Raw genomic sequence first — 24,188 nt, 5'->3', positions numbered from 1 at the left:
GCGGCCGGCCCGCGCCCCGGGCGGGGGTCACTCCCCGGCATCACCGAGCAGGCCGAGGAACAGCGTCTGCGCCGTCACGATCCGGGCCAGTTCGGCCAGGTCCACGCTCTCGTCGCCCGCGTGGATGCGCGCCCCCGCCATGTCCTCCGCGCCCCACAGCACGACCCCCGCACCGGGGGCCACCGACTGCAGCGTGGCCACCAGACCGATCGCACCGCCGCCGCCGATCGTCCCGGCCGCCCGCCCGAACGCGGTGCCCATCGCCTCCCGGGCGGCGGCGAACGCGGGGTGCGCGGTGTCGGCCCGGAACGGCTGCCCCGTCTTCACCGGTTCGACCTCCACCCGGACACCCCAGGGGGCCGCCGCGCGCAGGTGCTCCATCAGCAGCTCAAGCTCGCGCGCGGGGTCCGCGCCCGGCGGCACCCGCATCGAGATCCGGGCGGCGACCGACGCGTGCAGCACGTTCGGGGCGCCGTCCCGCGCGGGCACGTCGACGCCGAGCACGCTCGCCGAGGGACGGGCCCACAGGTGCGAGGCCACCGTCCCCGAGCCGATCACCTCGACCCCCTCGGCCATCCCGGCGGCGGCCCGCAGCTCGTCGGCCGCCAGGTCGGCGCCGGGCCACTCGGCGTGGTGCAGCCCGGGCACCACGACGTTGCCCGTGTCGTCGTGCAGGGACGCGACGATCCGGCTCAGCGCCAGGTACGCGTCGGGCACCGGGCCGCCGAACACGCCCGAGTGCACGGGGGCGTCGAGCGCCGTCACGGTCAGGTCGCACACCGCGGTGCCGCGCAGCGCCGTGGTCAGGGCGGGCTCCCCGGTCCGTACGTTGCCGAGGTCGGCGATGACGAAGGCGTCGCACGCGAACATCTCCGGGTGCGCGGTCACGTAAGGACCGAGGTGACTCACCGTCTCCTCCTCGCCCTCGACGAGGATCTTGAGGTGCACCGGCGGCCTGCCCTCGAACGCGCGCAGGGTGGCCGCGTGGGCGACGACGCCGCTCTTGTCGTCCGCCGCGCCCCGCCCGTACAGCCGGCCGTCCGCACCGGTGGTCGCCGTCCACGGGTCGGTGCTCCAGCGCTGGTCGTCCGGGGCGGGCTGGACGTCGTAGTGGGCGTAGAGCAGCACGGTCGGCGCACCGGGAGGACCGGGCACCTCGGCGTACACGGCGGGGTAGCCGCCCGGGATGTCGAGCAGCCGGGCGTCCGCTGCGCCGCTGCGCCGCAGCAGGTCGGCGGTGGCGTGCGCGGCGCGGAGCACCGGCTCCTCGGGGAAGCCGGGGAAGGCGACCGAGGGGAGGGCCACCAGGGCGGCCAGTTCCTCGGCGAGTTCGGGGAGGAGCGGTCCGAGGCGCTCGACGGCCTCGCGGGTCGCGGCGGAGAGCGGCCGGGGCCGGGACGGGGACGAGGGCTGGGCCTGGGGGAGTCCGGCGTGGTGGTGGTTCACGAGGTGCGCCTTTGCGGATTCGGATCGGGGAGGAACGGGCGGGCCCGGCCCTGTGCGGCGGCGTGCGTCAGTGGACGAGCGTGGCGAGCAGCAGACCGACTCCCACCGAGACCACCCACGACACGAGCATCGGCAGCGTGAAGGAGTGGTGGAGCGGGAACTTCGAGAGCCGGGTCGAGCCGGTCTTGTCCAGCTCGACGGCGGCGATCTGCGAGCCGTTGGCGGGGAACAGCCAGACACCCGTGAGGGACGTCCACATGGCGGTGACGACGGCGGGGCTGAGCGCGGCGAGGCCGATCGGGGCGATGGTGCGGGTCGCGGTCGACTGGCTGGTGGTGAGGCCCACGACGAGGAAGAAGCCGACGGCCACCAGGTACGGATGGTCCTTGATCATCACGGTCAGCGGGTCGATGATCGTCGTCTGGTTGCCGGAGATGAAGGTGTCGGCCATCCACGCGATGCCGAACAGGGCGATCGCCGCGACCAGTCCCGCGGTCATCAGCGGCTGCTTGATGACGTCGGCCGGGTCCAGCTTGTTCAGCAGGATGATCAGCAGGGCGACGGTGAACATCACCAGCTGGATGACCGTCGACATGTCCAGCGGCCCGGTCTTCTCGCCGATCGTCACGACCGGCCGCAGCCCGTCGAACAGGCCGAGGAGCACGACCACCGCCACACCGCCGAGGAACAGCCACGCGCTGCGCGCGGCCCCGGCCGGAAGCGCCTGGCCGCCGTCCGGCCGCGCCGCGCCGTCGTCGGCGCGCGCCGGGATCGGCTCGACGATGCCCGCGTCCACCCGGCGGAGGAACTCCGGGTCGTCCTTGAGCTCCTTGCCGACGCGGGACTGGATGACCGACACGGCGACGATCGCCACGACGGCGGCCGGCACGGTGATCGAGAGGATCTTGGCGAGGGTGAAGTCGCCGGGCAGCAGGGTGAGGTAGGCGGCCATCGCGGCGGAGACGGGGGAGGCCGTGATGCCGAGCCCGGAGGCGACGGTGGAGGCGGTCAGCGGACGCTCGGGGCGGACGCCGCTGCGGTGCGAGGTCTCGTAGATGACCGGCATGAGTGCGAAGAAGATGTTCGAGGTGCCGGAGCCCACGGTGAAGACGAAGGTGACGAACGGGGCCACGTACGTGATGCGTTCGGGCCGCCGTCTGATGATCCGTGACGCGATGCCCACGAGATAGTCGATGCCGCGCGCCGACTGCATGGCGGCCGACGCGGAGATGACCGCGATGATGATGAAGAACGCCGACACCGGCGGCGATCCGGGAGCGAGCCCGAACCCGAACACCAGCAACCCGGTGCCGAACACGCCCCAGAGTCCGAGGCCCATGCCCCCCGCGCGGCGTCCCGATGCCGCTCCCCGGGCGCCCGCGCGCCGGTCAACGCCGCAGGTCCGTACCGTGGTTCACGGTACGGACCTGCGCCGCCGCCTCGTACTCCGTCAGTACTCCGTCAGTACTCGGCCAGTACTCCGCCAGTGCGCGTCAGTACTCCGTCGTCTCGTTGTTCCAGCGGTGACTGGCCCGCGACGTCACGTCCTCGACCCGCTTCACGAACAACTGGAACAGCAGCTTCGTCGCCTCGCTGTCCCCGAGACTGAGACTGAAGTCGCCGTGCTGCTCGGGCTTCAGACCGACATAACCGCCGAGGCTGCCCTCGGCGCCCGAGCCCGTCGCGAAGGTGCGGTTCCGCGCGGCGAAGATCTTGCGCAGCGCGGCCGCCGCGCCGGTGTTCCCGGACAGGGCCATGTTGTCCGGACTGAACAGCAGCTCGTGCGCGCCGGGCTTGAGCGTGAACTCCAGGACGCGGGTCGCCGGGCCGCCGACGACCCGCTGGCCGGGAGTGTCCCTCATGTGGTTCTCATAGTGCTGGTCGTGCTGGGACTTGTAGTAGTGGTACGCCTGATCCATGTCGCCGAGGTGGTTCTTGACCGGCATCGCGCCGACGGCGGCCCCGGGCAGCGCCTTGGCCGCGTGGTAGTGGGCGGTGATCTGCGCGTCGCCCTGATGGCCCCGCAACCACTCCTCGGTGCCCTCCAGCTTGCCCTCGCCGCGCCAGGTGAGGATCGCCTCGGCCTCCTCGACCGTCATCGTCCGGAACACCCGCAGTTCCTGCTGGCCCGCGCCCGCGCCCTGCGCCGTCAGATCCGTCAGGAGCTGGTTCGCCACCCGGGTGAGGATCTCGTTGAGGTTCCGCGCCCCGCCCGGAGCGGTGGCGCCCACCGCGGGGAGGTCCCCCGCTCGCTGCTCCCAGTGCTCGTCGGTCAGCACGTCCTGGATGGGCATCCGCTGTACGGCCCCCGTCGCCTCGGCGCGCTGCGCCGCGACCGGCTCCGCGGTCGCCGGGGCGGCGGCGGAACCCGAAAGCACCCGGCGCGCGTTCGCCTCCGCCGCGCGCTCGAAACGGTCCGACGGGTCGGACACCCGCAGCCCGCTGCCGTTGTCGGTGCCGGCCACCGGTCCCTGCCGCTGCTGGATGACGTGCGTGAGCTCGTGGGCGAGCGTGTGCCGGTCCCCGCCGCCCTGCCCGATGACGACATGACTGCCGGACGTGTACGCCCGCGCGCCGATCTCGGCGGCCGAGCGCTGCGCCGCGGCGTCGTCGTGGATCCGGACGTCGGAGAAGTCCGCGCCCATCCGCGACTCCATGTCGGTACGGGTGGCCTCGTCCAGCGGCCGGCCGCCCGAGCTCAGCACACCGGGCACGGCCGAACGCTGCACCGTGGCCGCCCCGGGCCTGTCGTGGCCGCAGCCGTCGTCATGCTGATGCGGCGCCTGGCCAGGCCCGCCGGGCCGTCCCGCCTGCCGCATCATCTGCACGACGGCGGCGTTGCCCGCGCTGCGCTGCAGGGCGAGTAACGCCGCGGGGACGGCCGCGGCCGTCCCGGCCGACCGCTGAGCCGCCGGTTCGTCGGACGACTTCCGGGGTTTGTGCGTATGCATGCGGAGCGGCCCTTTCGGAGCTGGATCATGTACCTGCTCCTGGATACCGGGAACGCACATGCCACTCAAAGGCGAATCCACGCGAAATCGGGCGCCCTCGCCGTGATATGCACCACGGTCCCGCCGTGGAACCGACGGGACCGGGACAACCTCCAGGCCGTGTGGCGCCCCAGGCCGTTGTCCGAAAGACACGGCCTGGACACGGCCTAGGGCCTGTCCGACCCTGATCCGCCGGACAGGCCTTAGATGCGCGAGTTCCGCAGCGACTGCCACACCGCACCGGCCAGCGCCCGCGTGGACCGGGGCACCGACAGGTGCTCGTGCTCGCGGTACAGCGACCAGTTGTACTGGACGAGGGAGAGCTTGTTGGAGGACAGCGACCCCGCCTGGTGGGCCCGGTACACGGCCAGCGGCTCGGCGAGACCACGGGCGTCGGCGCCGTCCCGCATGATCGACAGCCACAGGGCGTAGTCCTGCCGCTTGCGCATCTCCGGCATCAGCCGGGTGCCGAGGACGTTGCGGTCGTACATCGCGGTCAGCGCGCCGATCCAGTCCCGGCGCAGCATCGCGCGGTAGTCCACGTGCGAGCGCGCCCGGATCACCCGTCCGTTGGCGACCCAGTCGGTGCTGTCGCCCGCGTGCTCGGCGTCCATCTTGAAGTACGAGGTGAAGGTGAGCGGCGCGGTCCCGGCCGCGGCGAACGCGAGCTGCTTCTCGGTCTTCTCCGGGAGCCACATGTCGTCGCTGTCGAGGAAGGCGACGTAGTCCCCGCGGGCCCGCTCGATCGCCAGGTTACGGGCCTTGCCCGCGCCACCCCGCTCCGGCGCCGCACGGGGCAGCACCCGCTCGTCCCGCGCGGCGAACTCCTGCAGCAGGTCCATCGAGCCGTCGTCGGACCCGTCGTCGGTGATCAGCAGCTCCAGGTCGCTGTGGGTCTGCGTGAGCACCGACCGGACGGCCGCGCCGAGCGTGGCGGCCGAGTTGTACACGGGCATGACGACGGACACCAGGGGCACAGCGGTTCTCCTTGCAGGACCAGGAACGACGGCCCATTCAAGCACCGCGACCGCCCAGGAGCCGCACCCGGCCGTGCGGGCGGGCCGCCGCCGGGTCCCGCCTGGGGTGCGCGGAACGGGGGTATTCAGAAAGGTATTCAGCGGTGCATACTCGGGGCATGGACACCACCATGAAGGTCGACTCCGAGACCAGGGACCGGTTCGCCGCGGTCGCCGCCGCGCACGGCAAGAGCGTGCGGGCCTACCTGGCGGACCTGGCCGTCGAGGAGGAGAACCAGCTCGCGCTCGGGACGGCGACGGCCGTGTTCCGTGAGGTCGTGGGCGGACCCGGGGTCGCCGAGGCGTTCGACGCCGCGTTCGGCGGGCTCCCGCCGTCGCCGTCGCCGTCCGACGAGCCGGAGCGCGGGGCGGCCTGACCTTGGAACTGCACATCGACATCCGCTGGCTGCTCGACCGCCAGGAGGAGCTCCTCGGCCGCGACCTCCGGGTGCGCGACTACTCGGGCCTCGTCGCGGCGGTCGCCCGGCACCGGGTCAACACCCCGGCGCTCGGCAGCGAGCCCGACGCGTACTGGCGGGCCGCCGCCCTCCTGGAACAGCTGGTCCTCCTGCGCCCGCTGCCCGCCCGCAACGAACTCTTCGCGTACGGCGTCGCCATCGCCTACCTCCGGGCCTCCGGCCGGTCCGTCGACGTGACCGTCGAACCCTGGCACGCGCTGATCACCGACATCCGCGCCCTCCGGCTGACCGTCTACAGCGTCGCCGACCGGCTGCGCGCGCTCGACGCCTGAGCCGGGCCGCGCATCCGCACCCGAGGCCGCCCGTCACTCGGCGGCGGTGAACACGTGCTCGGTCGGCGGCCCGACGAGCAGCCCGGGCCCCGCCGCGAGCGCCTCGGTCAGATGCGGACTCACCAGGTGCGCCTCGAACGCGGCCCGGTCCTCCCACTCCTCGAAGACCAGCCACGCGCTCGGGTCCTCGGGGTGCACGTACGCCTGGTAGCTGATGTTGCCCGGCTCGGCCCGTGACGGCGCGACCATCGAGAGTGCCTGCTCCCGGACCTTGTCCTCGGCGCCGGGGGCGGCCTTGAGCAGGGCGATGGCGGTGACCTTGGGCATGATGCTCCGTTCGACGCGGGAGTTGCCGGGACGCCGCGCGAGTCTACGTCCGCCCGCGGCCCCTCGTACGCCGGAACGCGCCACTGCCCGCACCCGCGGAGCCTGTTCGGCTCGGGTCGGCTCGTGAGGTCGCGGTTCCCGAAACCTTGCCGATCTTGACGCGGCCGAGGGACATGGCGTCGGATGGGGCGGGAGACCGGCATCGAGGAGCGGCCCAGGCCGTGGGGGAGTCGCGCGTGTTCATCAGGGAAGAGGACGTCTTCGACCCCGACGAGATGCTGGGCCTCTACGACTCGGTCGGCTGGGAGGGCTACACCGCCGACGTCGACCGGCTCTGCCGCGGCCTGCGCAACTCCCACCTCGTCATCACCGCACGCGACGACGCCGGAACGCTCCTCGGACTCGCCCGCACCATCTCGGACGACGAACACATCTGCTACGTCCAGGACGTCGTGGTCGACCCGGCGCAGCACCGGCGGGGCGTCGGCCGGGCCCTCGTCGAGGAGCTCATGCGGCGCTACTCGCACTGCCGCTTCCTCCTCCTCTCCACGGACCATGAGTCGTCACCGGAGGGCGAACGAAACCACGCGTTCTACCGGAGCCTGGGCTTCCTGTCGTACGCGGAGAAGGAGATGGCGGGCTTCGGCCTGCCCCGGAACCGCCCCGACCTGCGCGGCACGACCACGTAACGGGCAGCGGGACCTTCTTACGGCTCCACCGGTCACGGCTCCACCGGCCGGTGCGCCGGCAGATCCAGCGTCTTCATGATCACGAAGCTGTTCACCGTGGCCACGCCCGGCAGCGCGGCGAGCTGGTTGGCGTGGAACTCCTCGTACGCGGGGAGGTCGGCCACCTCCACCTGGATCAGGTAGTCGAAGCTGCCGGTGATGTGATGGCAGGCGATCACCCCGGGCACCGCCATCACCCCCTCCTCGAAGGCGACGACCTCCGTACGGGTGTGCCGCATCAGCCGGACCCCCGCGAAGACCCGCAGGCCCCGTCCCACGGCGGCCGGATCGACGACGGCCCGGTACCCCCGGATGACCCCGGCCTCCTCGAGGTTCCGCACCCGCCGCAGGCACGGTGAGGGCGAGAGCCCCACCCGGGCGGCGAGCTCGTTGTTGCTGATCCGGCCGTCGCGTTCGAGCACGGCCAGGATCCGTCGGTCCACATCGTCCATGACCAGCAGAATATTGCGGAGAGACCCCTCCCGAAGCACAGCGATGCCGACACCCCGCGCAATCTCCTGCCGAAATTGCGCCGGGACGACCGCGCCCGCGGCCCGGGCGCCCACGCTGGACGCCGGTACCACCACCAGCACGAAGGAACGAACGAAGGACCCCCATGAAGACCCTGCTCTCCGGCGGCACCGTCCTCAGCATGGACCCGGCCGTCGGCGACCTCGCCCGCGGCGACGTCCTCATCGAGAACGGCAGGATCGTCGACGTCGCCGCACATCTGCACGCGCCCGACGACGCCGAACGGATCGACGCGACCGACCGGATCGTCATGCCCGGCTTCGTCGACAACCACCGCCACACCTGGCAGACCGCGTTCCGCGGCGTCGGCGCCGACTGGACCTTCGACCAGTGGGCCCAGGCCATGCACCGTACGGTCAAACCCCACTACACGCCCGAGGACGTGCACGCCGCGACCCTCCTCGGCCGGCTCGAAGCGCTCCACTCCGGCATCACGACCCTGCTCGACTGGTACCACGTCGCCCAGGGCCCCGACCACGAGGACGCCGCCGTCGACGCCCTCCACGAGGCCCCGGCCCGCTCGGTGTTCTGCCTCGGCGCGGGCTGGGCCACCCCCGCCTCCGTCACGTCCGGCATCCGCCGCGTCCGCTCCCGACTGGACGACAGCGGTCTCGTCACCATGGCCTGGGGCCTGCGCGGCGCCGACGACACCGGCCTCGACACCCTCGCCGACGAACTGCGGACGGCCGACGAACTCGGCCTGCGCACCAGCCTCCACACCGGCGGCGACCAGCGCCCCGTCGACACCCTGCGCCGCCACGGCCTGCTGCGCGACACCACCACCTTCGTCCACGGCAACGGCATCGGCGACGACGAACTCCGGATGCTCGCCGACGCGGGCAGCTCGCTCTCCGTCAGCCCCGACGTCGAACTCAAGATGGGCTTCGGCGCCCCGCTGACCGGCCGCGCCCTCGCCGCCGGACTGCGCCCCACCCTCTCCATCGACGTGGTCCCCTCCGTCGGCGGCGACATGTTCTCCACCATGCGCACCGCCTTCTCCGCCCAGCGCGGCCTGGACGGTGGCCTGCGGGCCCGCGACCTGCTCCATTTCGCCACCATCGACGCCGCCCGCTCCTGCGGCCTTCAGGCCCGTACCGGCAGCATCACCCCCGGCAAGGACGCCGACCTGATCCTCCTGCGCACCGACGACCTCACCGTCTTCCCCGTCACCGACCCGGCCGGCACCGTGGTCAGCGCGGGCCACCCCGGCCTCGTCGACACCGTTCTCGCCGCCGGACGGATCGTGAAGCGCGACGGAGCGCTGGTCGGCGTCGACGTCGAACCGCTGAAGCGGCGCCTGCTCGCCTCCCGCGACCGGATCGCCGCGGCCGCGGGCGTCCCGCTCGACGGCACCTGGCGTCCCTAGGTCGTGTCCGTAAAGTCCCGCCCGGCCCGCGACCCCCCGCTACCGGCGGCTGCGCACCAGCAGATACAGGAAGTACGGCGTGCCGATCACCGCCGTCATGATGCCCGCGCCCAGCTGCGCCGGGGCGATGGCCGTACGGCCCACCAGATCGGCGGCGCAGACGAGCACGGCGCCGAGGAGGACGGCGACCGGGACGACCCGGGCGTGCTGCCGGCCCACCAGGGCGCGGGCGGCGTGCGGGGCGACGAGTCCGACGAAGCCGATGGTGCCCGCCGAGGCCACCGCGGCGGCGGCGAGCAGCACGCTCAGGGCGAGGAAGCCCAGCCGGCCGCGCCCGAGGGCGAGCCCGAGGAGCCGCGGGGTGTCCTCGTCCAGGGAGACCAGGTCGAGTTCGGTGCGACGGGCGACGGCCACGGCGAGACCGACGGCCAGGACGATCGCGAGCGGCACCACGTCGGGCAGCGTCCGGCCGTAGGTGGAGCCGGACAGCCAGGTGAGCGCCTTGGTCGCGTTGAACGGGTCGGTCAGGATGATCAGCAGGCTGACGAGTGCGGCGGCGCCGGAGTGGATCGCGAAGCCGACGAGGACGAGCCTGGTCTGCTTGAAGCCGCCCCGCGCGGTCAGCCCGAAGAGCAGCAGCGCGGCGGCCGCGGCTCCGGCGAACGCGGCGGCGGCCACGCCCCAGCCGGAGGCCATGGGGACGGTCGTGACCAGGAGTACGGCTCCGAGCGCGGCGCCGCCGGAGACGCCCAGGATGCCGGGCTCGGCGAGCGGGTTGCGGGTGACGGCCTGGACGAGCGTCCCGGACAGGGCGAGCGCCGCGCCCGCGAGCAGCGCGGCGAGCACCCGGGGCACCCGGGTGTCGAGGACGAAGTCGACCGTCCGACCGGCCCGGCCCATGGCCCAGTTGGTGACGTCGCCGAGGAGGAGTTTGGCGTCGCCGAGCAGGACGGCGGCGATGACGACGCCGACGAGGACGGCGACCAGGGCGATCGTGACCGTGACGAAGACGGTCCGGCTGCGGATCGTCAGCCGGTCGGCGGCGACCCCCGCCGTGTCCTTCAGGCGCGCGGCCATGACGACGACGAACGCGGCTCCGACGAGGCTGGTGACCACACCGGTCGGCACGGCGACGGCCGCGTCGCCCGGGACGAGCGCCCGCAGCAGCACGTCGGCGCCGATCACGAGCGCGGCGCCGACGAGCCCGGCGGCCGGGACGGCGATGCGCGTACGGGCGAAGCCGCCGAAGCGGCGGGCGAGCGGCCGGACCAGGGCGGGGGCGCACAGTCCGACGAAGCCGACCGGGCCCGCCAGGGTGACGGCGGCGGTGGCGAGCAGCGCGGCCAGGACCACGGCGGTCGTCCGGGTGGCCCGGACGGGCACGCCGAGGCCGCGGGCGGCGTCGTCGCCGAGGGCCAGGGCGTCCATCCGGCGGGCGAGCAGCAGCAGTCCGACGAGTCCGACGACGGCGACGGGCGCCATCTGGAGGACGCCGTCGAAACCGTTCTGAGCGATGCTGCCCTGGTTCCAGTGGTAGACGCCCTCGGCCTCCTGCGGGAAGAGCAGGAGCATGCCCTCGGTCATGGCGCTCAGGCCGAGGGTGAGCGCACTGCCGGCCAGGACGAGCCGGACGGTGCCGGTGCCCAGGCCGGAGAGGCCCAGCACGATCGCGGCGGCGGCCAGGCCACCGGCGAACGCGATGCCGGAGGAGGCGAGCAGCGGGAGAGAGACGCCGGTGGTGGCGGTGAGCCCGAGGGCGAAGTAGGAACCGGCGTTGACGGCGAGGGTGTCGGGCGCGGCCAGCACATTGCGGCTGACGGCCTGGAGGGCCGCGCCCGCCACGCCGAGCACGACGCCGACCAGCAGCCCGGCGGCCATCCGGGGCAGCCGCGAGGCGACGACGACGGACGCGTCGCCGGGCGCGGCCCGCCCGGTGAGGGCCTTCCAGATCTCCGGGGCGCCGACGGACGCGGTGCCCTGGGTGAGGTCGACGAGCGCGAGCCCGGTGACGAGGAGGAGCAGCGCGGCCGTCACCGCGGCCGCGCCCGTCCGGGACGGGGCCGCCGGCGGACGGGTGGCGGGGGTGGTTGCGGTGACGGCCATGGCCTCTTACCTCGTCGGGCTTACTTCGTCAGGGCGATGATCGAGTCGACGTACTTGCCCATCGAACCCGGGCCGCCGAACATCCAGATGCCGTCGGGCAGCCGGTGGACGTTGTTCTTCTTGACGAACGGCAGCGACGTCCACACCTTGTCCTTGGCGAGCGCGCCGGTGAACGGGGTGCTGTCCTTGTCGTCGGCGTTGCCGATGTAGGCGAAGTGGACGTCGGGGCTGAGCTTGGTCAGACCTTCGACATCGGTGGTGCCGAGGCCGTACGCCGGGTCGCCCTTGACCGTCCAGTCGTTCTTCAGGCCGAGCCGCTCGTTGACGGCGCCGATGAGGGAGCCGCTGGTGTACGGCCTGACCTGGACCTGATTGGAGACCACGTAGCCGTCGGCGAACGCGACCTTCGCCCCGCCGAGACCGGCGCCCGCGAGGGCCTTCTTGCCCTCCTCGATCTTCGCGTCGAAGGTCTTCTTGAGCTCGGCGGCCTTGTCCGTGGTGCCGGTGGCCCGGGCGAGCAGGTCGAGGTTCTGGTTCATCCGGCCGATCGGGTCGGCGGCGTCGGCCGACTTGACCTCGATGACGGTGGCGACGTCGCGCAGCTGCTTGACGGCGGCCGGCGGCAGGTCGGTGCTGGCGACGATGAGGTCCGGCTTGAGGGCGGCGATGGTGTCCATGCTCGGCTCGCCCCGGGTGCCGATGTCCTTGGGCTCGTTCTTCAGCGGAACGGCGGAGTCCCAGGACTTGTACCCCTTCACGTCGGCGACGCCCACCGGGTCGACGCCGAGCGAGACCAGGAGCTCCACCTCGTGCCACTCGGTGCCGACGACCTTCTTGGCGGGGCCGTCGAGGGTGACCTTCTTGCCGGAGGCGTCGGTCAGGGTGATCTTCTCGGCGGTCTTCGGCGCCTTGGCGTCGGCGGCGGGCTCGGTGGTGCCGCAGGCGGTCAGGGCGAGGGCCGCCGCGGCGAGGACCGCGGCGGCGCTGAGGTGTCGTCTCATGAGAGGGGGGTGAGCCTTTCGCTTCGCGTGTGGTGGCGGCCGATCGCCCGGGTGCGCAGTCGGCCGGTGAGGGGGTCGGGGGCGACGTCGACGCGGATGCCGTACGTGTCGGTCAACCGCTCGGCGGTCAGGACGTCTTCGGGGTTGCCGTCGGCGACGACCCGTCCCGCGTCGAGCAGGACGATGCGGTCGCCGACGGCCGCGGCCTGGTCCAGGTCGTGCAGGACCACACCGACGGCGATGCCGTGGACGTCCGCCAGGTCGCGCATGAGGTCGAGGAGTTCGACCTGGTAGCGCAGGTCGAGATAGGTCGTCGGCTCGTCGAGGAGCAGCACGCCGGTCGCCTGGGCGAGGCAGCCTGCGAGCCACACCCGCTGGAGCTGTCCTCCGGACAGGTGCTCGACGCCCCGGTCGGCGAACTCCGCCACACCGGTGAGCCCGAGCGCCCGCTCGACCGCGGCGGGCCCTTCGGGATCGGCCTTCCCCCAGCGGCCCCGGTACGGGTAGCGGCCGAACTCGACCACGTCCCGCACCGTGAGCCCGCTCGGCGTGGGCCGACCCTGCGTCAACAGCGCGACCTGCCGGGAGAACTCGCGCGGCGTCAGCGCCAGACCGTCCGCCCCGTCGATGAGGAGGCTGGCGGTCCGCGGCCGCTGGAGTCGCGCGACCGTGCGCAACAGCGTCGACTTCCCACTGCCGTTCGGCCCGACGAGGACGGTCACCTCGCCCGGCAGAAGCGTCAACGACGCCTCGTGGACGACGTCGACACCGTCGTACGCCACGGTGACACCCGTGGCCGAAAGCTGATGACCGCGTGGACGCTGGTCCGCGGAGTTCTCTTCACCGACATGCACGAAACAGAGGTTAGCCTAACCTAAGTAGTGCTCGTCAACGGGGTCGGCGGAGACCTCCGGAGCCCAAGGGGAAGCGACGTCGGCCACGCCTCGGCCGAAGCTCCCGGTGGCTGGATCTCGTCGCGTTGCGCCGCCGAGCCGGGGCTTTGCCGTGCGGGCACGCGTCCGCAGGCCCGCACACCATGCGTTCGGCCCCTCGGCCGACCTCAACGACATGTTCGAGTCTGGTGACTACCGCTGGAGGACACCGAGCGCGACCGACCCTCGCTCTCGACCGCGCCTGTCGTGGCCACGTACCTGTTCTTCGGTCTCCTGGTCAGTACGGTCTGGCGAACGAAAGGGGAGGGCGTGACGGGAGCGCTGGCGGCCCATCTGGCCGTAGGCTCCGGGGTGTGCGCTTGTCGTCTGGCTTCTTCGCCGCCGATGGCGGCGGACCGCCGCGCTGACAACAGAGCAATGGCCGCGTGCCCGGTGCGATCGAGCGCCGGACACGCGGCCGTAGCCTTCCCCGCCAGGGCCTCCGATGGACGCCGCAGGCCCGTGCGTGCGAAGGCAGCGGGGCCGGCCCCCTCCCCGACGAGCCCCCGACGAGCCCCCGAGGAGTCCCGAACGACTCCCCGACGAGCCCCACCGGCCCCCCGGTTCGGCGACCGTCCCCGCCGCCGCGCGCCCTCAGACCTGGTAGCGCCCGGGCGCGAACAGCCCCAGGTTCGCCGCCACCCACTCCGACGTGCGCCGCAGCCCCTCCTCCAGCGTGACCTCCGGCCGCCACCCGGCCCACTCCCGGGCCCGGGAGTTGTCGGAGAGCAGCCGCTCCACCTCACTGCCCGAGGGCCGGAGCCGGGCCGGGTCGACGACGACGCGGGCGTCCCGTCCGGAAGCGGTGACGAGGGCTCGGGCGAGATCGCCGATCGAGATCTCCCGGCCCGTGCCCAGGTTCACCACGTGCCCGACCGCCCGGTCGCTCGCGGCGAGATCCAGGAACCCGGCGGCGGTGTCCGTCACGAACGTGAAGTCACGGGTCGGCGTCAGGGACCCGAGCCGGATCTCCTCGGCGCCCGCGTGCAACTGCGCCAGGATCGTGGGGATCACGGCCCGCGCGGACTGCCGGGGCCCGTACGTGTTGAACGGGCGGACCACGGTCACCGGGAGTTCGAACGCGTGGTGGAAGGAGAGCGCCATCATGTCGGCGCCGATCTTCGAGGCCGAGTACGGCGACTGCGGCTGCAGCGGGTGGCTCTCGTCGATGGGAGCGGTCAGGGCCGTCCCGTACACCTCGCTGGTGGAGGTGTGGACGAGCCGCGCGCCGTGCCGCCGGCACGCCTCTGCGACGTTCTGCGTGCCGGTCACATTGGTCTGGACGTAGGCGCCCGGCGAGTCGTAGCTGTACGGGATCCCGATCAGCGCCGCCAGATGGAAGACGGTGTCGCACCCCTCGACGGCGTCGCTGACCCGGCCCGCGTCGCGGATGTCACCGGCCCACATCTCCACCCGGCCCGCGGCACCGTCCGTACCGCCGTCGCCGCCGCGGGGGTCCAGGTACCGCGCCAGATGCCCCTTCTCGGCGTACGGCTTGTAGTGCACCAGGGCCCGCACCCGCGCACCGCGCGCGACCAGCAGGTCGACGAGGGTCGAGCCGATGAACCCTTCCGCGCCGGTGACCAGGACACGCCGCCCGGTCCAGTCCGCCCGCGGACCCGCGCCGCCGGGTCCGTCCGCCGTGACCGTCTCGTCCACCATGACCGTCTCGTCCGGCGTGACCGTCTCGTTCGTGTTCATGCGCGCTCCAGCTGGGAGTCGGGATGGGGGTGGGGGTGAGGGTGGGGAAGGGGGTGCCCGGCGAGCCGCAGCACCTGACCGGCCAGCAGATCCGCGGCCCGCGCGTGCGGCCCGGGATCGGCGGCGCGGGTCATCGCGGCCAGCCGGGCGGGCTCCGCGAGCAGCGGCCCGATCAGCGCGGCCAGCGCCGCGTCCGTCGTCTCCCCGTCGGGGAGCAGCAGACCCGCGCCCGCGTCGGTCAGCACCCGCGCGTTGTGGGTCTGGTGGTCACCGGGCGCGTACGGGTACGGCACGAGCACCGCCGGTACCCCGGTCGCCGCCAGTTCGGCGACGGTCGCCGAACCGGCCCGGCACACCACCAGGTCCGCCGCCGCGTACGCGAGGTCCATCCGGTCGAGATAGGCGACCGGGGTGGCGATCCGGTCGCCGCCACCGGCGGCGAGCAGCCGCACCGTCTCCGGGAGCGCCTGGGGACCGGTCTTGACCAGCAGCTGGACGTCGTCCCGCTCGCGCCACAGCTGGGCGAGGCCCACGGCGGCCGCGGTGAGCCGGGCGGCGCCGAGGCTCCCGCCGTTGAACACCACCAGCCGCCGGTGCTCCGGCACCCCGAGGGCGGCCCGCGCGGCGGTGCGCCGTCCGGCCCGGTCCGGGTCGGTGGCGAGCCGGGCGAGTTCGGCGGAGATCGGCATCCCGCAGGTGATCGCCCGTTCGCCGCCCGACAGATGCGTACGGCTGTGGTCGAAGGCGACCGCGACGTGCGGGGTGAGCCGGGCGGCGAACTTGTTGGCCCGGCCCGGCACCGCGTTGGACTCGTGGATCAGCGCGGGCAGCCCGGCGAGCCGGGCGCCGAGGACGGCCGGGGCGCTCGGATAGCCGCCCATGCCGACCACGACCCGGGCGGCCTCGCTCCGCAGCACCGCCTTCGCCTGCCCCGCCGCGCGCAGCAGATCCGCGGGCAGCAGCCAGCGCCGGGCGCCCAGCGAAGGGTCGAAGGGGATCATGTCGACGGTGTGCAGCCGGTACCCGGCGTCCGGGATCAGCCGGGTCTCCAGGCCGCGCTCGGTCCCGATGAACGAGACCCGGGCACCGGGCACGACCCTGCGCAGCGCATCGGCGAGCGCGAGCCCCGGATAGATGTGACCGCCGGTGCCGCCCGCGCCGATCACCACGGAAAGAGGTGGGAATCCGATGGGTGTGTGCATGACCCCACCGTCCCGGCGCGCCCTAAGAACGTTCTAAGAACATCCCCGATCCTGATTTGGCACGATTCATCGCATGGCTGCAGTCACGGCATATCGCATTCTGGTGGTGGACGACGAACCCGAGGTCCGCGCCGCGGTCACCGACGGTCTCGCCGTCGAGGGGTACGAGGTACGCGGCGCCGCCGACGGCCTCGGCGCGCTCGCGGAGATCGCCGCGTGGCAGCCCGACGGCATCGTCCTGGACGTGATGATGCCGGTCCTGGACGGCCTCGGGGTCTGCCGGCAGCTGCGCGCACTCGGCGACCGCACCCCGGTCCTGGTCCTGACCGCGCTGGACTCCGTCAGCGAACGCGTCGACGGCCTCGACGCCGGGGCCGACGACTACCTGGTGAAACCCTTCGCCCTGGACGAGCTCCTGGCCCGTCTGCGCGCCCTGCTGCGCCGCACCGCGCCCGACGACCCCGCGGGCAGCGCGCTCCTCGGCTTCGCCGACCTCGTCCTGGACCCCGCGACCCGCACCGGGCACCGGGGCGCGCGCCCCCTGGAATTCAGCCGCACCGAATCGGCCCTGCTGGAACTGCTCCTGCGCCACCCGGGCCAGGTGCTGCCCCGTGAGCTGATCCTCGAACTGGTCTGGGGCCGCGACTTCGGCCCCGACTCCAACTCGCTCGCCGTGTACGTCGGATACCTCCGCCGCAAACTGGAGGCCGAGGGCGAACCACGGCTGGTGCACACGGTCCACGGCGTCGGCTACCGGCTCGGCCCGGCATGACCGCCCGCCCCGCCCCCGCCCCCGGCCCGGATCCCGCGTCCGCCCCGGGTCCCGGCCCCGGCCCCGCCCCGGCCCCGGTCCTGGCTGCCGGGCGGGGACGCCGCCGCCTGGGCGCCCGCTGGCGCCGCCGCCGGCCCCTGCGGGTCCGGCTCGCCCTCGCCGCGACCGCGGCCGTCGCCGTCGTGGCCGTCGGGGTCTGTGCGGCGGCCTTCGTGATCGTCCGGGCCCAGCTCTACCACCAGCTCGACCTGAACCTGACCCAGTCCGCCCGGCTTGTCGCCCAGCAGAACCGCGACGCCGCACCGGGGCAGCTCGCCGGCCAGTGCCGGTTCTTGGCCGCACCCGCCTGCGCGGAGATCGTCCCGGCGGATCCCGCCCGCGACCCCAGCACCCCGTACCTGCTGCCGGTGAACACCGCCACCCGCGAGGTGGCGGCGGGCCGGCGGGCACCGTTCGTGACCAGCTTCAGCCTGGACGGGCATCCGGCCCGAATGCTCACCACCGACTACGCCTCCGGGCGGGCCCTGCAGGTCGCCCTGCGCGCCGACACCGTCGAGGACGGCGTTGAGCAGGCGGCCCGCTGGCTCGCCCTGACCGGCACGGTCGGTGTGCTGCTGGCCGCCCTCCTCGGCTTCTGGGTGTCCCGTACGGGGCTGGCGCCCGTGACCCGGCTCACCGCCACCGCCGAGCGGATCGCCGCGACCCGCGACCCGAGGCACCGCATCGAACTGCCGCCACCCGGCCGGGAGGACGAGATCACCCGGCTCGCGGCGACCTTCAACACGATGCTCGCCGAACTCGAACAGTCCGTCACCGCGCAACGGCGCCTGGTGGCGGACGCCTCCCACGAGCTGCGTACGCCGCTGACGGCGCTGCGCACCAACGCCGAACTCCTCGCCCGGGGCGACCGGCTCACCCCCGCCCAGCGGGATCGCGCGGCGACCGCGCTCGGCCGTCAGCTGCGCGAGGTCACCGGCCTGGTCGGCGACCTCATCGAGCTGGCGCGGGACGAGGAGCCACGGCCGCTGGTCGAGCAGGTGCCGCTGGCCCCGCTGGTGGCCCACTGCGTGGACGCGGCCCGCACCCACTGGCCGGACACCCCGTTCACGCTCCACGCCCAGGAAGTCGACCTCCCCGGGGTCCCGGCCCGGCTGTCGAGGATGCTGTCCAACCTCCTCGACAACGCGGCGAAGTTCAGCCCGCCTGGCCTCCCGGTCGAGGTGGACCTCACGACGGCCGCCCTCACGGTCCGCGACCACGGCCCCGGCATCGCCGCCGAGGACCTGCCCCACGTCTTCGACCGCTTCTACCGCGCCGACACCGCCCGCGCCCTGCCCGGCTCCGGCCTGGGCCTGGCCATGGCCCGTCAGATCGCCCGCGCCCACGGCGCCGACCTGACGGCCGAACAGGCCCCGGGCGGCGGCGCCCTGTTCCGCGTCACCTGGGGCGCGGGACCGGCCCACCCGGCCGCCTGACCGGCGACCGGGCGGGGGTGGGCGCCGACGGCCGTGCGATAGATTGCGCCGACACGAGAGAAGAGCGCGCATGGACCCCCGCATCCCGCGGCTGCGACGCAAGCTGGCCCGCATCCCCTACCTGCCCACCCGAAGCCACTCCTTCGGGGAGGAGCGCCACGCCTTCCGCCTCGGACCCCGCCTCACCGAAGCCCGGGCGGACGCCTTCGAAGCCGAGCACGACGTGGAACTACCCCAGCCCTACCGCGAGTTCCTCACCCTTCTGGGCGGCACCGGCGCGTCCCCGTACTACGGCCTGATCCCCCTGACGGACTGCGCCCTCTTCACGATGAACCCCCGGCAACCCGCCACCACCGGACGAGGCTTCACCCGCGCCCACCGCCCCACCCGCCGCGGCGACCTCTTCCTCCACATCATCGAACCCGGCTGTACCGACCTCGTCCTCCTCACCCTGACCGGCCCCCTCACCGGACGCGTGCTCACCGGCAACGCGGACGGCTTCCGCCCCCCGAACGTGTCCTCGGCCCCGGACTTCCTCGCCTGGTACGAGCGCTGGCTCAACCACATGACCACCGGCAAGACCAACCGGGCCCTGGGCCTCACCTCGAAGTTGAGCACCGTCCACAACGGCATGTCACGTGCCGTACAGGCGAGCGTCACACGGTCGCCCACTCCAGCCCGAGACCGGCGAGCGCATCGAGCTTGTCGGCAGCCAGCCTGGCCCGTCTCGTCTTGCTGTTGCTCAGGAACACCCCGAGGCGGACTTCGCTCCCGTCCGCGAGCCGCTCCACATGGGCTCGGGGAACTCGCAGATGCCCTTCCCGGCCCTTGTACTGGGCGAGGGCCGCGATGCTCCTCTCGAAGGTGTTCACGGGTGCCCCGGACGCTTTCGCGAGCGTGGACGCTTCCGGTTCCGGGGCGCCGGGGATGACGCCGAGCGCCCCGAGCCGTCGCCGTTGGCCTTCAGTCATGGCCGCCCACACCGTCGGCGTCCGCTGTCGGGCCAGCCACGCGCCGATGTCCATGCCGTGGACGGTGACACCGGGCAGGACATCGGCCCGGCCCTCCTCATCGACGATCAGCTCGCGCAGCGCGGCGTAGTGGCGCTGCCAGTCGGGCGGCCAGGCCGGGTTCCAGTCCTCGTCGATCTCGCTCAGCGCCGTCGCCCAATCCGACCGGTTCTCCAGCGCGCCGGGGCGGCGCAGATTGGACAGCCACTGCCCGATCGGCCTGTCCCACACCGTGGCCGTGCGGGGCGCGCACAGCGTCCAGTGCTCCTCGTAGTACGCCCTCGCCGCGGCCAGGTTCTCCTGGAACCGCTCGTCGGCGACCGCCCACACCATGCCGAGCTTCGCCAGCCGCCGCGCGCGCAGCCTGCTCATCTCCCCGGCCGCGTAGGCACGCCGCTGCTCCGCGACCCACTGGCCCAAGGGGTACGAGTCCTCCTTGTGCCCGTACGGGACCCTGGCGTGGGCCTCACGCTCGGTGAACCGTCTCAGCGCGGCCCAGCCGCGCGCCCAGTCCTGCCGCTCGGTGTCGATGACGTTGAAGCTGACCCAGTCCGCGACCATCACCGGGTCGCGCGGCGCGGCGAACCGCAACAGCAGCCGGGACTCCGCCTCGCCCGCCCCGGGCGGCGGGCCGATGAAGACGGACGGCTGCGCGGTATCCCGCTGAGGTTCCTGCGGGATCGCGAGCAGTTCGACGGCTTCCTCGTCGTGAGCGCGCAGACCCTCGAGGACTTTCACCAAGGGCCGGTACGACCCTGAGGTGAACATGTCCTCCGGCCGCTCCCCGGACCGGAGGAACACCGGCACGATCAGCGAGGCGAGCTTCCCCTGCCCCGGCTTCTGACGCAGGGCCCGCCCGATGGCCTGGACGATGTCGTGCGGGGCACCCTTCGGGTCGAGGAGAGCCACGGAGTCCACCGCCCGGATGTCGACGCCCTCACCCAGCACCCGGCAGTTCGACAGAACGGCCCGCCGCGCCGTGGTTCCGAACGAGCCGAGCACGCTCCGCCGGTGCTCCGCCCCGTGCTCGCCGCACAACCAGTCCGCCCAGATCGGCGCGGGGTAACGCGCCGGTTCGTTGGCGTGCAGCTTGGCCGCCACCGCCGCCAGACCCTCCGCGTAAGCCTGCGCCTCCATCGTCCGGTGATGGAACGTGATGCACGTCGACAGACCGTGCTCCGCCATGGTGTGCAGCAACGCGGCCTGCAGCGCCCCGAGCCGCTGCCCCCGGACCTCCTCGCCGAGCCGGTCCTCACCCATCAGCCGCTCCGGGGTGACGACGGGGTCCGCGACCTCCAGGACGATGATCTGGTACCGCGCGAGCAGTCCACGTGACACCGCCGACGCGAGCGAGAGCTTGTAAAGCACCGGCCCGAAGATCTTCTCGTCGTCCATCGAGGCCGCCATCTCACGAGGCAGCGGATCATGGACCCCCTCGGCGACCTCCCGGTCCAGCCGCTCCGCCCAGATCCGCGGCGTGGCCGTCAAGTACAGTCGGCGAGCCGATGGGACGACACCCTGGTCATGGACACCGGCCCACGCCTTGCCCATGGAGCCGGACGTACGGTGAGCCTCATCGACCACCGTCAGATCCATCGGGTCCAGCCGCTGCCCGTACACACCCCCGAACGCCTCCGCCAGCACACCGAGACTGGCGTACGTCCCGAACACCGTGACGGGCCCCGAACCGTGCCACAGCGCCAGCTGCACAGGATTCGTCGTGGCACGCACCTTCAGGCTCCCCAGCTCCGGGTCGCCCTGCAACGAACACACCGCGACCGCCGGCCCCGAATGCCCGGCCCCACGCCACGCCCGCACGGTCTGGGTCAGCAGATCCAGCGTCGGCACCAGCACAAGAACCCGCCCACCGGGCACCAGACGCCTCGCCGCGGCCGCCGCGATGATCGTCTTCCCCGTCCCGCACGCGGCGTGCACCTGCCCCCTGAGCCCGTCGACAGGAACGCCGCCCAGCGGCACATCCAGCCCCCGCACAATGGCCCCGACGGCCTCGACCTGATGGTCACGCAGCTTCACCGCCACGACCGGTACCTCCTCCATGCTCAACGCGGTCCCCAATGTGTCAGGGATTCCCGGCGCGAGGTAAACGGCGAAGGCGCCGACCGGCCTCCAACGCTGTTCGCTGTGCCTGAGCGGCAGGGGGCGTCGCCTGCTGTGTCGTGTCGCGCTGTCCGTCGTCTGATCGCGTCGCAGGCCACTGGGTGCGGCGCGCCTGCTGCTCACCCCGTGACGATCACGGTGTCCGGCGTGTCCAGCCAGAGGCTCCTCCTCGCCCAGCCTGCCGCCCGGCCCGCCTCCGCGCGAACCCGGACGCCGCGCCCGCCGCGCCGCAGACCGTTCCCGACCAGGCCCCGGCTGCGGCCTGCGGTTGTTGTGTGGGTGTCGGGGCGTTGTCTCGGCGGTGGTTGGTCAGTGTGGTGGTGTGGTGATGCGGGTGGTGAGTCCGTCGAGCAGCGCGGCGAGGCCGTAGTGCAGGAGGGATTCGGGGGAGAGGTCGGCGTCCGTCCGGGTGGCGGCGAAGGCGGGGAAGGCGCCGTTGTCGACGAGGGTTGAGAGGCGGGTTTCCTGGGCCTGCATCCACTGTTGCCCGCTGAGTCCGCTGGTGTGGGCCGCGCCGGTTTCGGTTTCCAGGTCTACTGCGTGGCCTCGTACGTAGCTGAAGAGGGTGACGGCGGCGTGCATGCGGGTGTCTGCGTCGAGGCCGTGTCCGTCCAGGGCTGCGAGGGCCCAGTCGATGTGCCGGATGCCGTTGGGGATCAGCAGTGGCCGGTTGAGGTTCATGGCGGCGGCGAGCCAGGGGTGGGTCCGGTAGAGCTCCCATTGCAGGGCGGCGGACAGCTCCAGCCGCTCGCGCCAGTGCGGTGGCGGCCGCTCGGGCAGGGGTTGTTCGCCGAAGGCGGCATCGGCCATCAGCACGACGAGCTGTTCCCTGCTGCTGACGTGGCGGTACAGGGACATCGCGGACACTTCCAGTTCTGCGGCGAGCCGGCGCATGGTCAGGGCCGCGAGTCCTTCGGTGTCCGCGATCGCCATCGCGGCGCTGACGATCCGTTCGCGCCGTGCGGTGTCGTCCTCGGTGGCGGGGCGGCGAGCCCGGCCGGTGGCGGGCCGGGCCGCGACCACGGTTCCGACTCCCGGTACGGCCCGGACGAGACCTTCCTGTCCGAGCGCTGCCAGGACCTTGCTCGCCGTGGCCATGGCGACCCCCCACCGTTGGGTGATGGCCCGGGTCGAGGGCACCCGGTCCCCGGGCCGCAGTTCGCCGGACTCGATGCGCCCGCGCAGCTCGGCCGCGATCCGCGCGTACGGCGCCTGCTTCCGTTCCGTCATCCCACCCTCCTCATTGCACTAGTACGCACAATCATAGTGCACTAGTTAGGATACCCAAGAAAACCATTTCCAGAAGCCTTTCAGTGTCTATACGTTGTACGCATCACCCCGACACGGAGGACAGGGAACATGACTGAGAACAACATCCGGACCGTGCTGATCTCCGGCGGCAGCGTCGCGGGTCCGGCGCTCGCGTTCTGGCTGCACCACCACGGCTTCGCTCCCACGATCGTCGAGCGGGCTCCGGAGCTGCGTGACGGCGGTTACGCGGTGGACTTCCGCGGCGAGGCCCTGGACGTCCTGGACCGTATGGGCCTGCTTCAGCAGATCGAGGCGCTGGACACGCAGATGGGCGACGCGGCCCTGGTTGACGCCGACGGCCGCCAGTACGCCACCCTCCCGGCCGCGATGTTCGCCGGAGACCTGGAAGTCCTCAAGGGCGACCTGACCCGGATGCTGTACGAGGCCACCCGCGAGAACGTCGAGTACGTCTTCGGCGACTCGATCGCCACCCTGGAACAGGACGAGGACGGCGTGCTCGTCACCTTCGAACGCGGAGCACCCCGCCGCTTCGACCTGGTCGTCGGAGCCGACGGCCTGCACTCGCGGACCCGCGCCCTGGTCTTCGGCCCCGAGGAGGAGTTCGTCCGCCATCTCGGCATCTACACCGCGATCTTCAACTTGGACAACTACCTGGGTCTGCAGAACACCGGCCGCCTCTACACGGCCCCCGGCAAGGCCGCCAACATCTTCACGGCCCGCGCGAACACCGAGGCCCGGGCGGCCTTCCACTTCGCCGCCGAGGGCCTGGAGTACGACCGCCGTGACCCCGCCGCGCACAAGCGGATCATCGCCGAGCGGTTCGCCGACGAGGGCTGGGAAGTCCCGCGCCTGTTGAAGGAGATGGACACCGCGCAGGAGTTCTTCTTCGACGCCAACGCCCAGGTCGAGATGGACACCTGGTCCGCGGGCCGGGTCGTCCTCCTCGGCGACGCGGGCTACTGCGCCGGCCCCAGCTCCGGCCGCGGCACCTCACAGGCCCTGATCGGCGCCTACCTCCTGGCCGGTGAACTCGCCACCTGCCACGGCGACCACGCGACGGCCTTCGCCGCATACGAGCAGCACATGCGCCCCTACGTGACCGAACACCAGGCACTGGGCCGCGAGGGCGCCCAGCATTTCTTCCTGCCGGCTCCCAGCCAGGAGATCCTGGACGCCCTGGTCGCCAACGCCACAACCACCCGCACCACCCCGGTCCGCCTCCACGACTACACCACCGCCTGAGGAGCGCCGCGGTCGGCGAACCGGATGGTGCCGGGGCGTCGGCCGGGCTGCCGTTCCCGCCCGCGCCCGAACGCTCGGGATCGCTGGGACGCGTGTCGGCCTGACTCGTCGAGACCGACCACGGGCGCCGGTCGCTCTTCGAGCGGTTGGGCTGCGCGGCGGTGCGCAGCGGGCGGGGAACTCGTGCGTGCCAGGGTGGGCAACC

General features: G+C 72.8%; 19 protein-coding genes and 1 pseudogene. 7 read left to right on the top strand and 13 right to left on the bottom strand.

The window, feature by feature from the left end:
* Positions 1-27: 27 nt before the first annotated feature.
* The 4 genes and pseudogenes from ACIPXM_RS33110 to ACIPXM_RS33095 all read right to left on the bottom strand — a co-directional run bounded on the left by ACIPXM_RS33110 (position 28) and on the right by ACIPXM_RS33095 (position 5,413).
* Positions 28-1,446, bottom strand: a complete 1,419-nt coding sequence (locus tag ACIPXM_RS33110) for a M20/M25/M40 family metallo-hydrolase (RefSeq protein ID WP_401663194.1) — start codon at positions 1,444-1,446, stop codon at positions 28-30.
* Between the two features lie 67 nt (positions 1,447-1,513).
* A pseudogene (locus tag ACIPXM_RS33105) lies at positions 1,514-2,791 on the bottom strand (anaerobic C4-dicarboxylate transporter family protein); the annotation flags it as partial.
* Between the two features lie 148 nt (positions 2,792-2,939).
* Positions 2,940-4,397, bottom strand: a complete 1,458-nt coding sequence (locus tag ACIPXM_RS33100; RefSeq protein WP_401663192.1) for a DUF4157 domain-containing protein — start codon at positions 4,395-4,397, stop codon at positions 2,940-2,942.
* 242 nt (positions 4,398-4,639) lie between these two features.
* Positions 4,640-5,413 (bottom strand): glycosyltransferase family 2 protein, encoded by a 774-nt coding sequence (locus ACIPXM_RS33095; RefSeq protein WP_401663189.1) that lies wholly within the window; start codon positions 5,411-5,413, stop codon positions 4,640-4,642.
* Positions 5,414-5,571: 158 nt separating this feature from the next.
* Between ACIPXM_RS33095 and ACIPXM_RS33090 the strand changes: the two genes are divergently transcribed.
* Positions 5,572-5,829, top strand: coding sequence for an antitoxin MazE7 (locus ACIPXM_RS33090; RefSeq protein ID WP_401663186.1), 258 nt, complete (start codon positions 5,572-5,574; stop codon positions 5,827-5,829).
* Positions 5,830-5,831: 2 nt separating this feature from the next.
* Positions 5,832-6,203, top strand: coding sequence for a toxin Doc (locus ACIPXM_RS33085; protein WP_401663184.1), 372 nt, complete (start codon positions 5,832-5,834; stop codon positions 6,201-6,203).
* Between the two features lie 33 nt (positions 6,204-6,236).
* Here the strand turns inward: ACIPXM_RS33085 and ACIPXM_RS33080 are convergent, their stop codons facing one another.
* Positions 6,237-6,530: a putative quinol monooxygenase gene (locus ACIPXM_RS33080; RefSeq protein ID WP_401663182.1), complete on the bottom strand. Its 294-nt coding sequence runs from the start codon at positions 6,528-6,530 to the stop codon at positions 6,237-6,239.
* Between the two features lie 236 nt (positions 6,531-6,766).
* Between ACIPXM_RS33080 and ACIPXM_RS33075 the strand changes: the two genes are divergently transcribed.
* A complete protein-coding gene (locus ACIPXM_RS33075; protein ID WP_401663180.1) occupies positions 6,767-7,219 on the top strand; it encodes a GNAT family N-acetyltransferase in 453 nt (150 codons plus the stop codon).
* Positions 7,220-7,251: 32 nt separating this feature from the next.
* On the opposite strand, the gene ACIPXM_RS33070 is transcribed toward ACIPXM_RS33075, so the two are convergent.
* Positions 7,252-7,710 carry an Lrp/AsnC family transcriptional regulator gene (locus tag ACIPXM_RS33070; RefSeq protein ID WP_401663178.1) on the bottom strand — a complete coding sequence of 153 codons (459 nt, stop codon included), beginning with the start codon at positions 7,708-7,710 and terminating at the stop codon, positions 7,252-7,254.
* 164 nt (positions 7,711-7,874) lie between these two features.
* Between ACIPXM_RS33070 and ACIPXM_RS33065 the strand changes: the two genes are divergently transcribed.
* Entirely contained in the window at positions 7,875-9,155 is a 1,281-nt protein-coding gene (locus ACIPXM_RS33065) for an amidohydrolase family protein (protein ID WP_401663176.1), read from the top strand.
* Positions 9,156-9,194: 39 nt separating this feature from the next.
* On the opposite strand, the gene ACIPXM_RS33060 is transcribed toward ACIPXM_RS33065, so the two are convergent.
* From ACIPXM_RS33060 to ACIPXM_RS33040, 5 genes are all read right to left on the bottom strand, one after another.
* Positions 9,195-11,258: an iron ABC transporter permease gene (locus tag ACIPXM_RS33060; protein ID WP_401663174.1), complete on the bottom strand. Its 2,064-nt coding sequence runs from the start codon at positions 11,256-11,258 to the stop codon at positions 9,195-9,197.
* A gap of 20 nt (positions 11,259-11,278) precedes the next feature.
* Positions 11,279-12,259: an iron-siderophore ABC transporter substrate-binding protein gene (locus ACIPXM_RS33055; protein WP_401663172.1), complete on the bottom strand. Its 981-nt coding sequence runs from the start codon at positions 12,257-12,259 to the stop codon at positions 11,279-11,281.
* On the bottom strand, positions 12,256-13,113 hold the full coding sequence (locus ACIPXM_RS33050; RefSeq protein WP_401663170.1) for an ABC transporter ATP-binding protein: 858 nt from the start codon (positions 13,111-13,113) through the stop codon (positions 12,256-12,258). Before ACIPXM_RS33050 ends, ACIPXM_RS33055 begins: the two co-directional genes overlap by 4 nt.
* A gap of 672 nt (positions 13,114-13,785) precedes the next feature.
* Positions 13,786-14,853, bottom strand: coding sequence for a GDP-mannose 4,6-dehydratase (locus ACIPXM_RS33045; RefSeq protein ID WP_401663389.1), 1,068 nt, complete (start codon positions 14,851-14,853; stop codon positions 13,786-13,788).
* 35 nt (positions 14,854-14,888) lie between these two features.
* Entirely contained in the window at positions 14,889-16,094 is a 1,206-nt protein-coding gene (locus tag ACIPXM_RS33040) for a UDP-N-acetylglucosamine--N-acetylmuramyl-(pentapeptide) pyrophosphoryl-undecaprenol N-acetylglucosamine transferase (RefSeq protein WP_401663168.1), read from the bottom strand.
* Positions 16,095-16,167: 73 nt separating this feature from the next.
* Here ACIPXM_RS33040 and ACIPXM_RS33035 point away from each other — a divergent pair, with 73 nt between their 5' ends.
* Both ACIPXM_RS33035 and ACIPXM_RS33030 read left to right on the top strand, forming a co-directional pair.
* Positions 16,168-16,866, top strand: a complete 699-nt coding sequence (locus ACIPXM_RS33035; RefSeq protein WP_401663166.1) for a response regulator transcription factor — start codon at positions 16,168-16,170, stop codon at positions 16,864-16,866.
* Positions 16,863-18,341 carry a sensor histidine kinase gene (locus ACIPXM_RS33030; RefSeq protein ID WP_401663164.1) on the top strand — a complete coding sequence of 493 codons (1,479 nt, stop codon included), beginning with the start codon at positions 16,863-16,865 and terminating at the stop codon, positions 18,339-18,341. Before ACIPXM_RS33035 ends, ACIPXM_RS33030 begins: the two co-directional genes overlap by 4 nt.
* 656 nt (positions 18,342-18,997) lie before the next feature.
* Here ACIPXM_RS33030 and ACIPXM_RS33025 read toward each other — a convergent pair.
* Positions 18,998-21,391, bottom strand: coding sequence for a Helicase associated domain protein (locus ACIPXM_RS33025; RefSeq protein ID WP_401663386.1), 2,394 nt, complete (start codon positions 21,389-21,391; stop codon positions 18,998-19,000).
* Between the two features lie 387 nt (positions 21,392-21,778).
* Positions 21,779-22,699, bottom strand: coding sequence for a GntR family transcriptional regulator (locus tag ACIPXM_RS33020; protein ID WP_401663162.1), 921 nt, complete (start codon positions 22,697-22,699; stop codon positions 21,779-21,781).
* Positions 22,700-22,828: 129 nt separating this feature from the next.
* Here ACIPXM_RS33020 and ACIPXM_RS33015 point away from each other — a divergent pair, with 129 nt between their 5' ends.
* Positions 22,829-23,983 carry an FAD-dependent monooxygenase gene (locus ACIPXM_RS33015; protein ID WP_401663160.1) on the top strand — a complete coding sequence of 385 codons (1,155 nt, stop codon included), beginning with the start codon at positions 22,829-22,831 and terminating at the stop codon, positions 23,981-23,983.
* Positions 23,984-24,188: the final 205 nt, after the last annotated feature.

The sequence above is a fragment of the Streptomyces sp. NPDC090025 genome (assembly GCF_044748125.1).
Classification (GTDB): domain Bacteria; phylum Actinomycetota; class Actinomycetes; order Streptomycetales; family Streptomycetaceae; genus Streptomyces.
This window is presented reverse-complemented; position numbering and strand designations above follow the sequence as displayed.

Excerpts from the sequence above, each read along its gene's own strand:
- ACIPXM_RS33100 (WP_401663192.1), bottom strand. The coding sequence starts at position 4,397 with ATGCATACGCACAAACCCCGGAAGTCGTCCGACGAACCGGCGGCTCAG.
- ACIPXM_RS33090 (WP_401663186.1), top strand. The coding sequence starts at position 5,572 with ATGGACACCACCATGAAGGTCGACTCCGAGACCAGGGACCGGTTCGCC.
- ACIPXM_RS33080 (WP_401663182.1), bottom strand. The coding sequence starts at position 6,530 with ATGCCCAAGGTCACCGCCATCGCCCTGCTCAAGGCCGCCCCCGGCGCC.
- ACIPXM_RS33070 (WP_401663178.1), bottom strand. The coding sequence starts at position 7,710 with ATGGACGATGTGGACCGACGGATCCTGGCCGTGCTCGAACGCGACGGC.
- ACIPXM_RS33065 (WP_401663176.1), top strand. The coding sequence starts at position 7,875 with ATGAAGACCCTGCTCTCCGGCGGCACCGTCCTCAGCATGGACCCGGCC.
- ACIPXM_RS33060 (WP_401663174.1), bottom strand. The coding sequence starts at position 11,258 with ATGGCCGTCACCGCAACCACCCCCGCCACCCGTCCGCCGGCGGCCCCG.
- ACIPXM_RS33055 (WP_401663172.1), bottom strand. The coding sequence starts at position 12,259 with ATGAGACGACACCTCAGCGCCGCCGCGGTCCTCGCCGCGGCGGCCCTC.
- ACIPXM_RS33045 (WP_401663389.1), bottom strand. The coding sequence starts at position 14,853 with ATGGTGGACGAGACGGTCACGGCGGACGGACCCGGCGGCGCGGGTCCG.
- ACIPXM_RS33040 (WP_401663168.1), bottom strand. The coding sequence starts at position 16,094 with ATGCACACACCCATCGGATTCCCACCTCTTTCCGTGGTGATCGGCGCG.
- ACIPXM_RS33035 (WP_401663166.1), top strand. The coding sequence starts at position 16,168 with ATGGCTGCAGTCACGGCATATCGCATTCTGGTGGTGGACGACGAACCC.
- ACIPXM_RS33030 (WP_401663164.1), top strand. The coding sequence starts at position 16,863 with ATGACCGCCCGCCCCGCCCCCGCCCCCGGCCCGGATCCCGCGTCCGCC.
- ACIPXM_RS33020 (WP_401663162.1), bottom strand. The coding sequence starts at position 22,699 with ATGACGGAACGGAAGCAGGCGCCGTACGCGCGGATCGCGGCCGAGCTG.
- ACIPXM_RS33015 (WP_401663160.1), top strand. The coding sequence starts at position 22,829 with ATGACTGAGAACAACATCCGGACCGTGCTGATCTCCGGCGGCAGCGTC.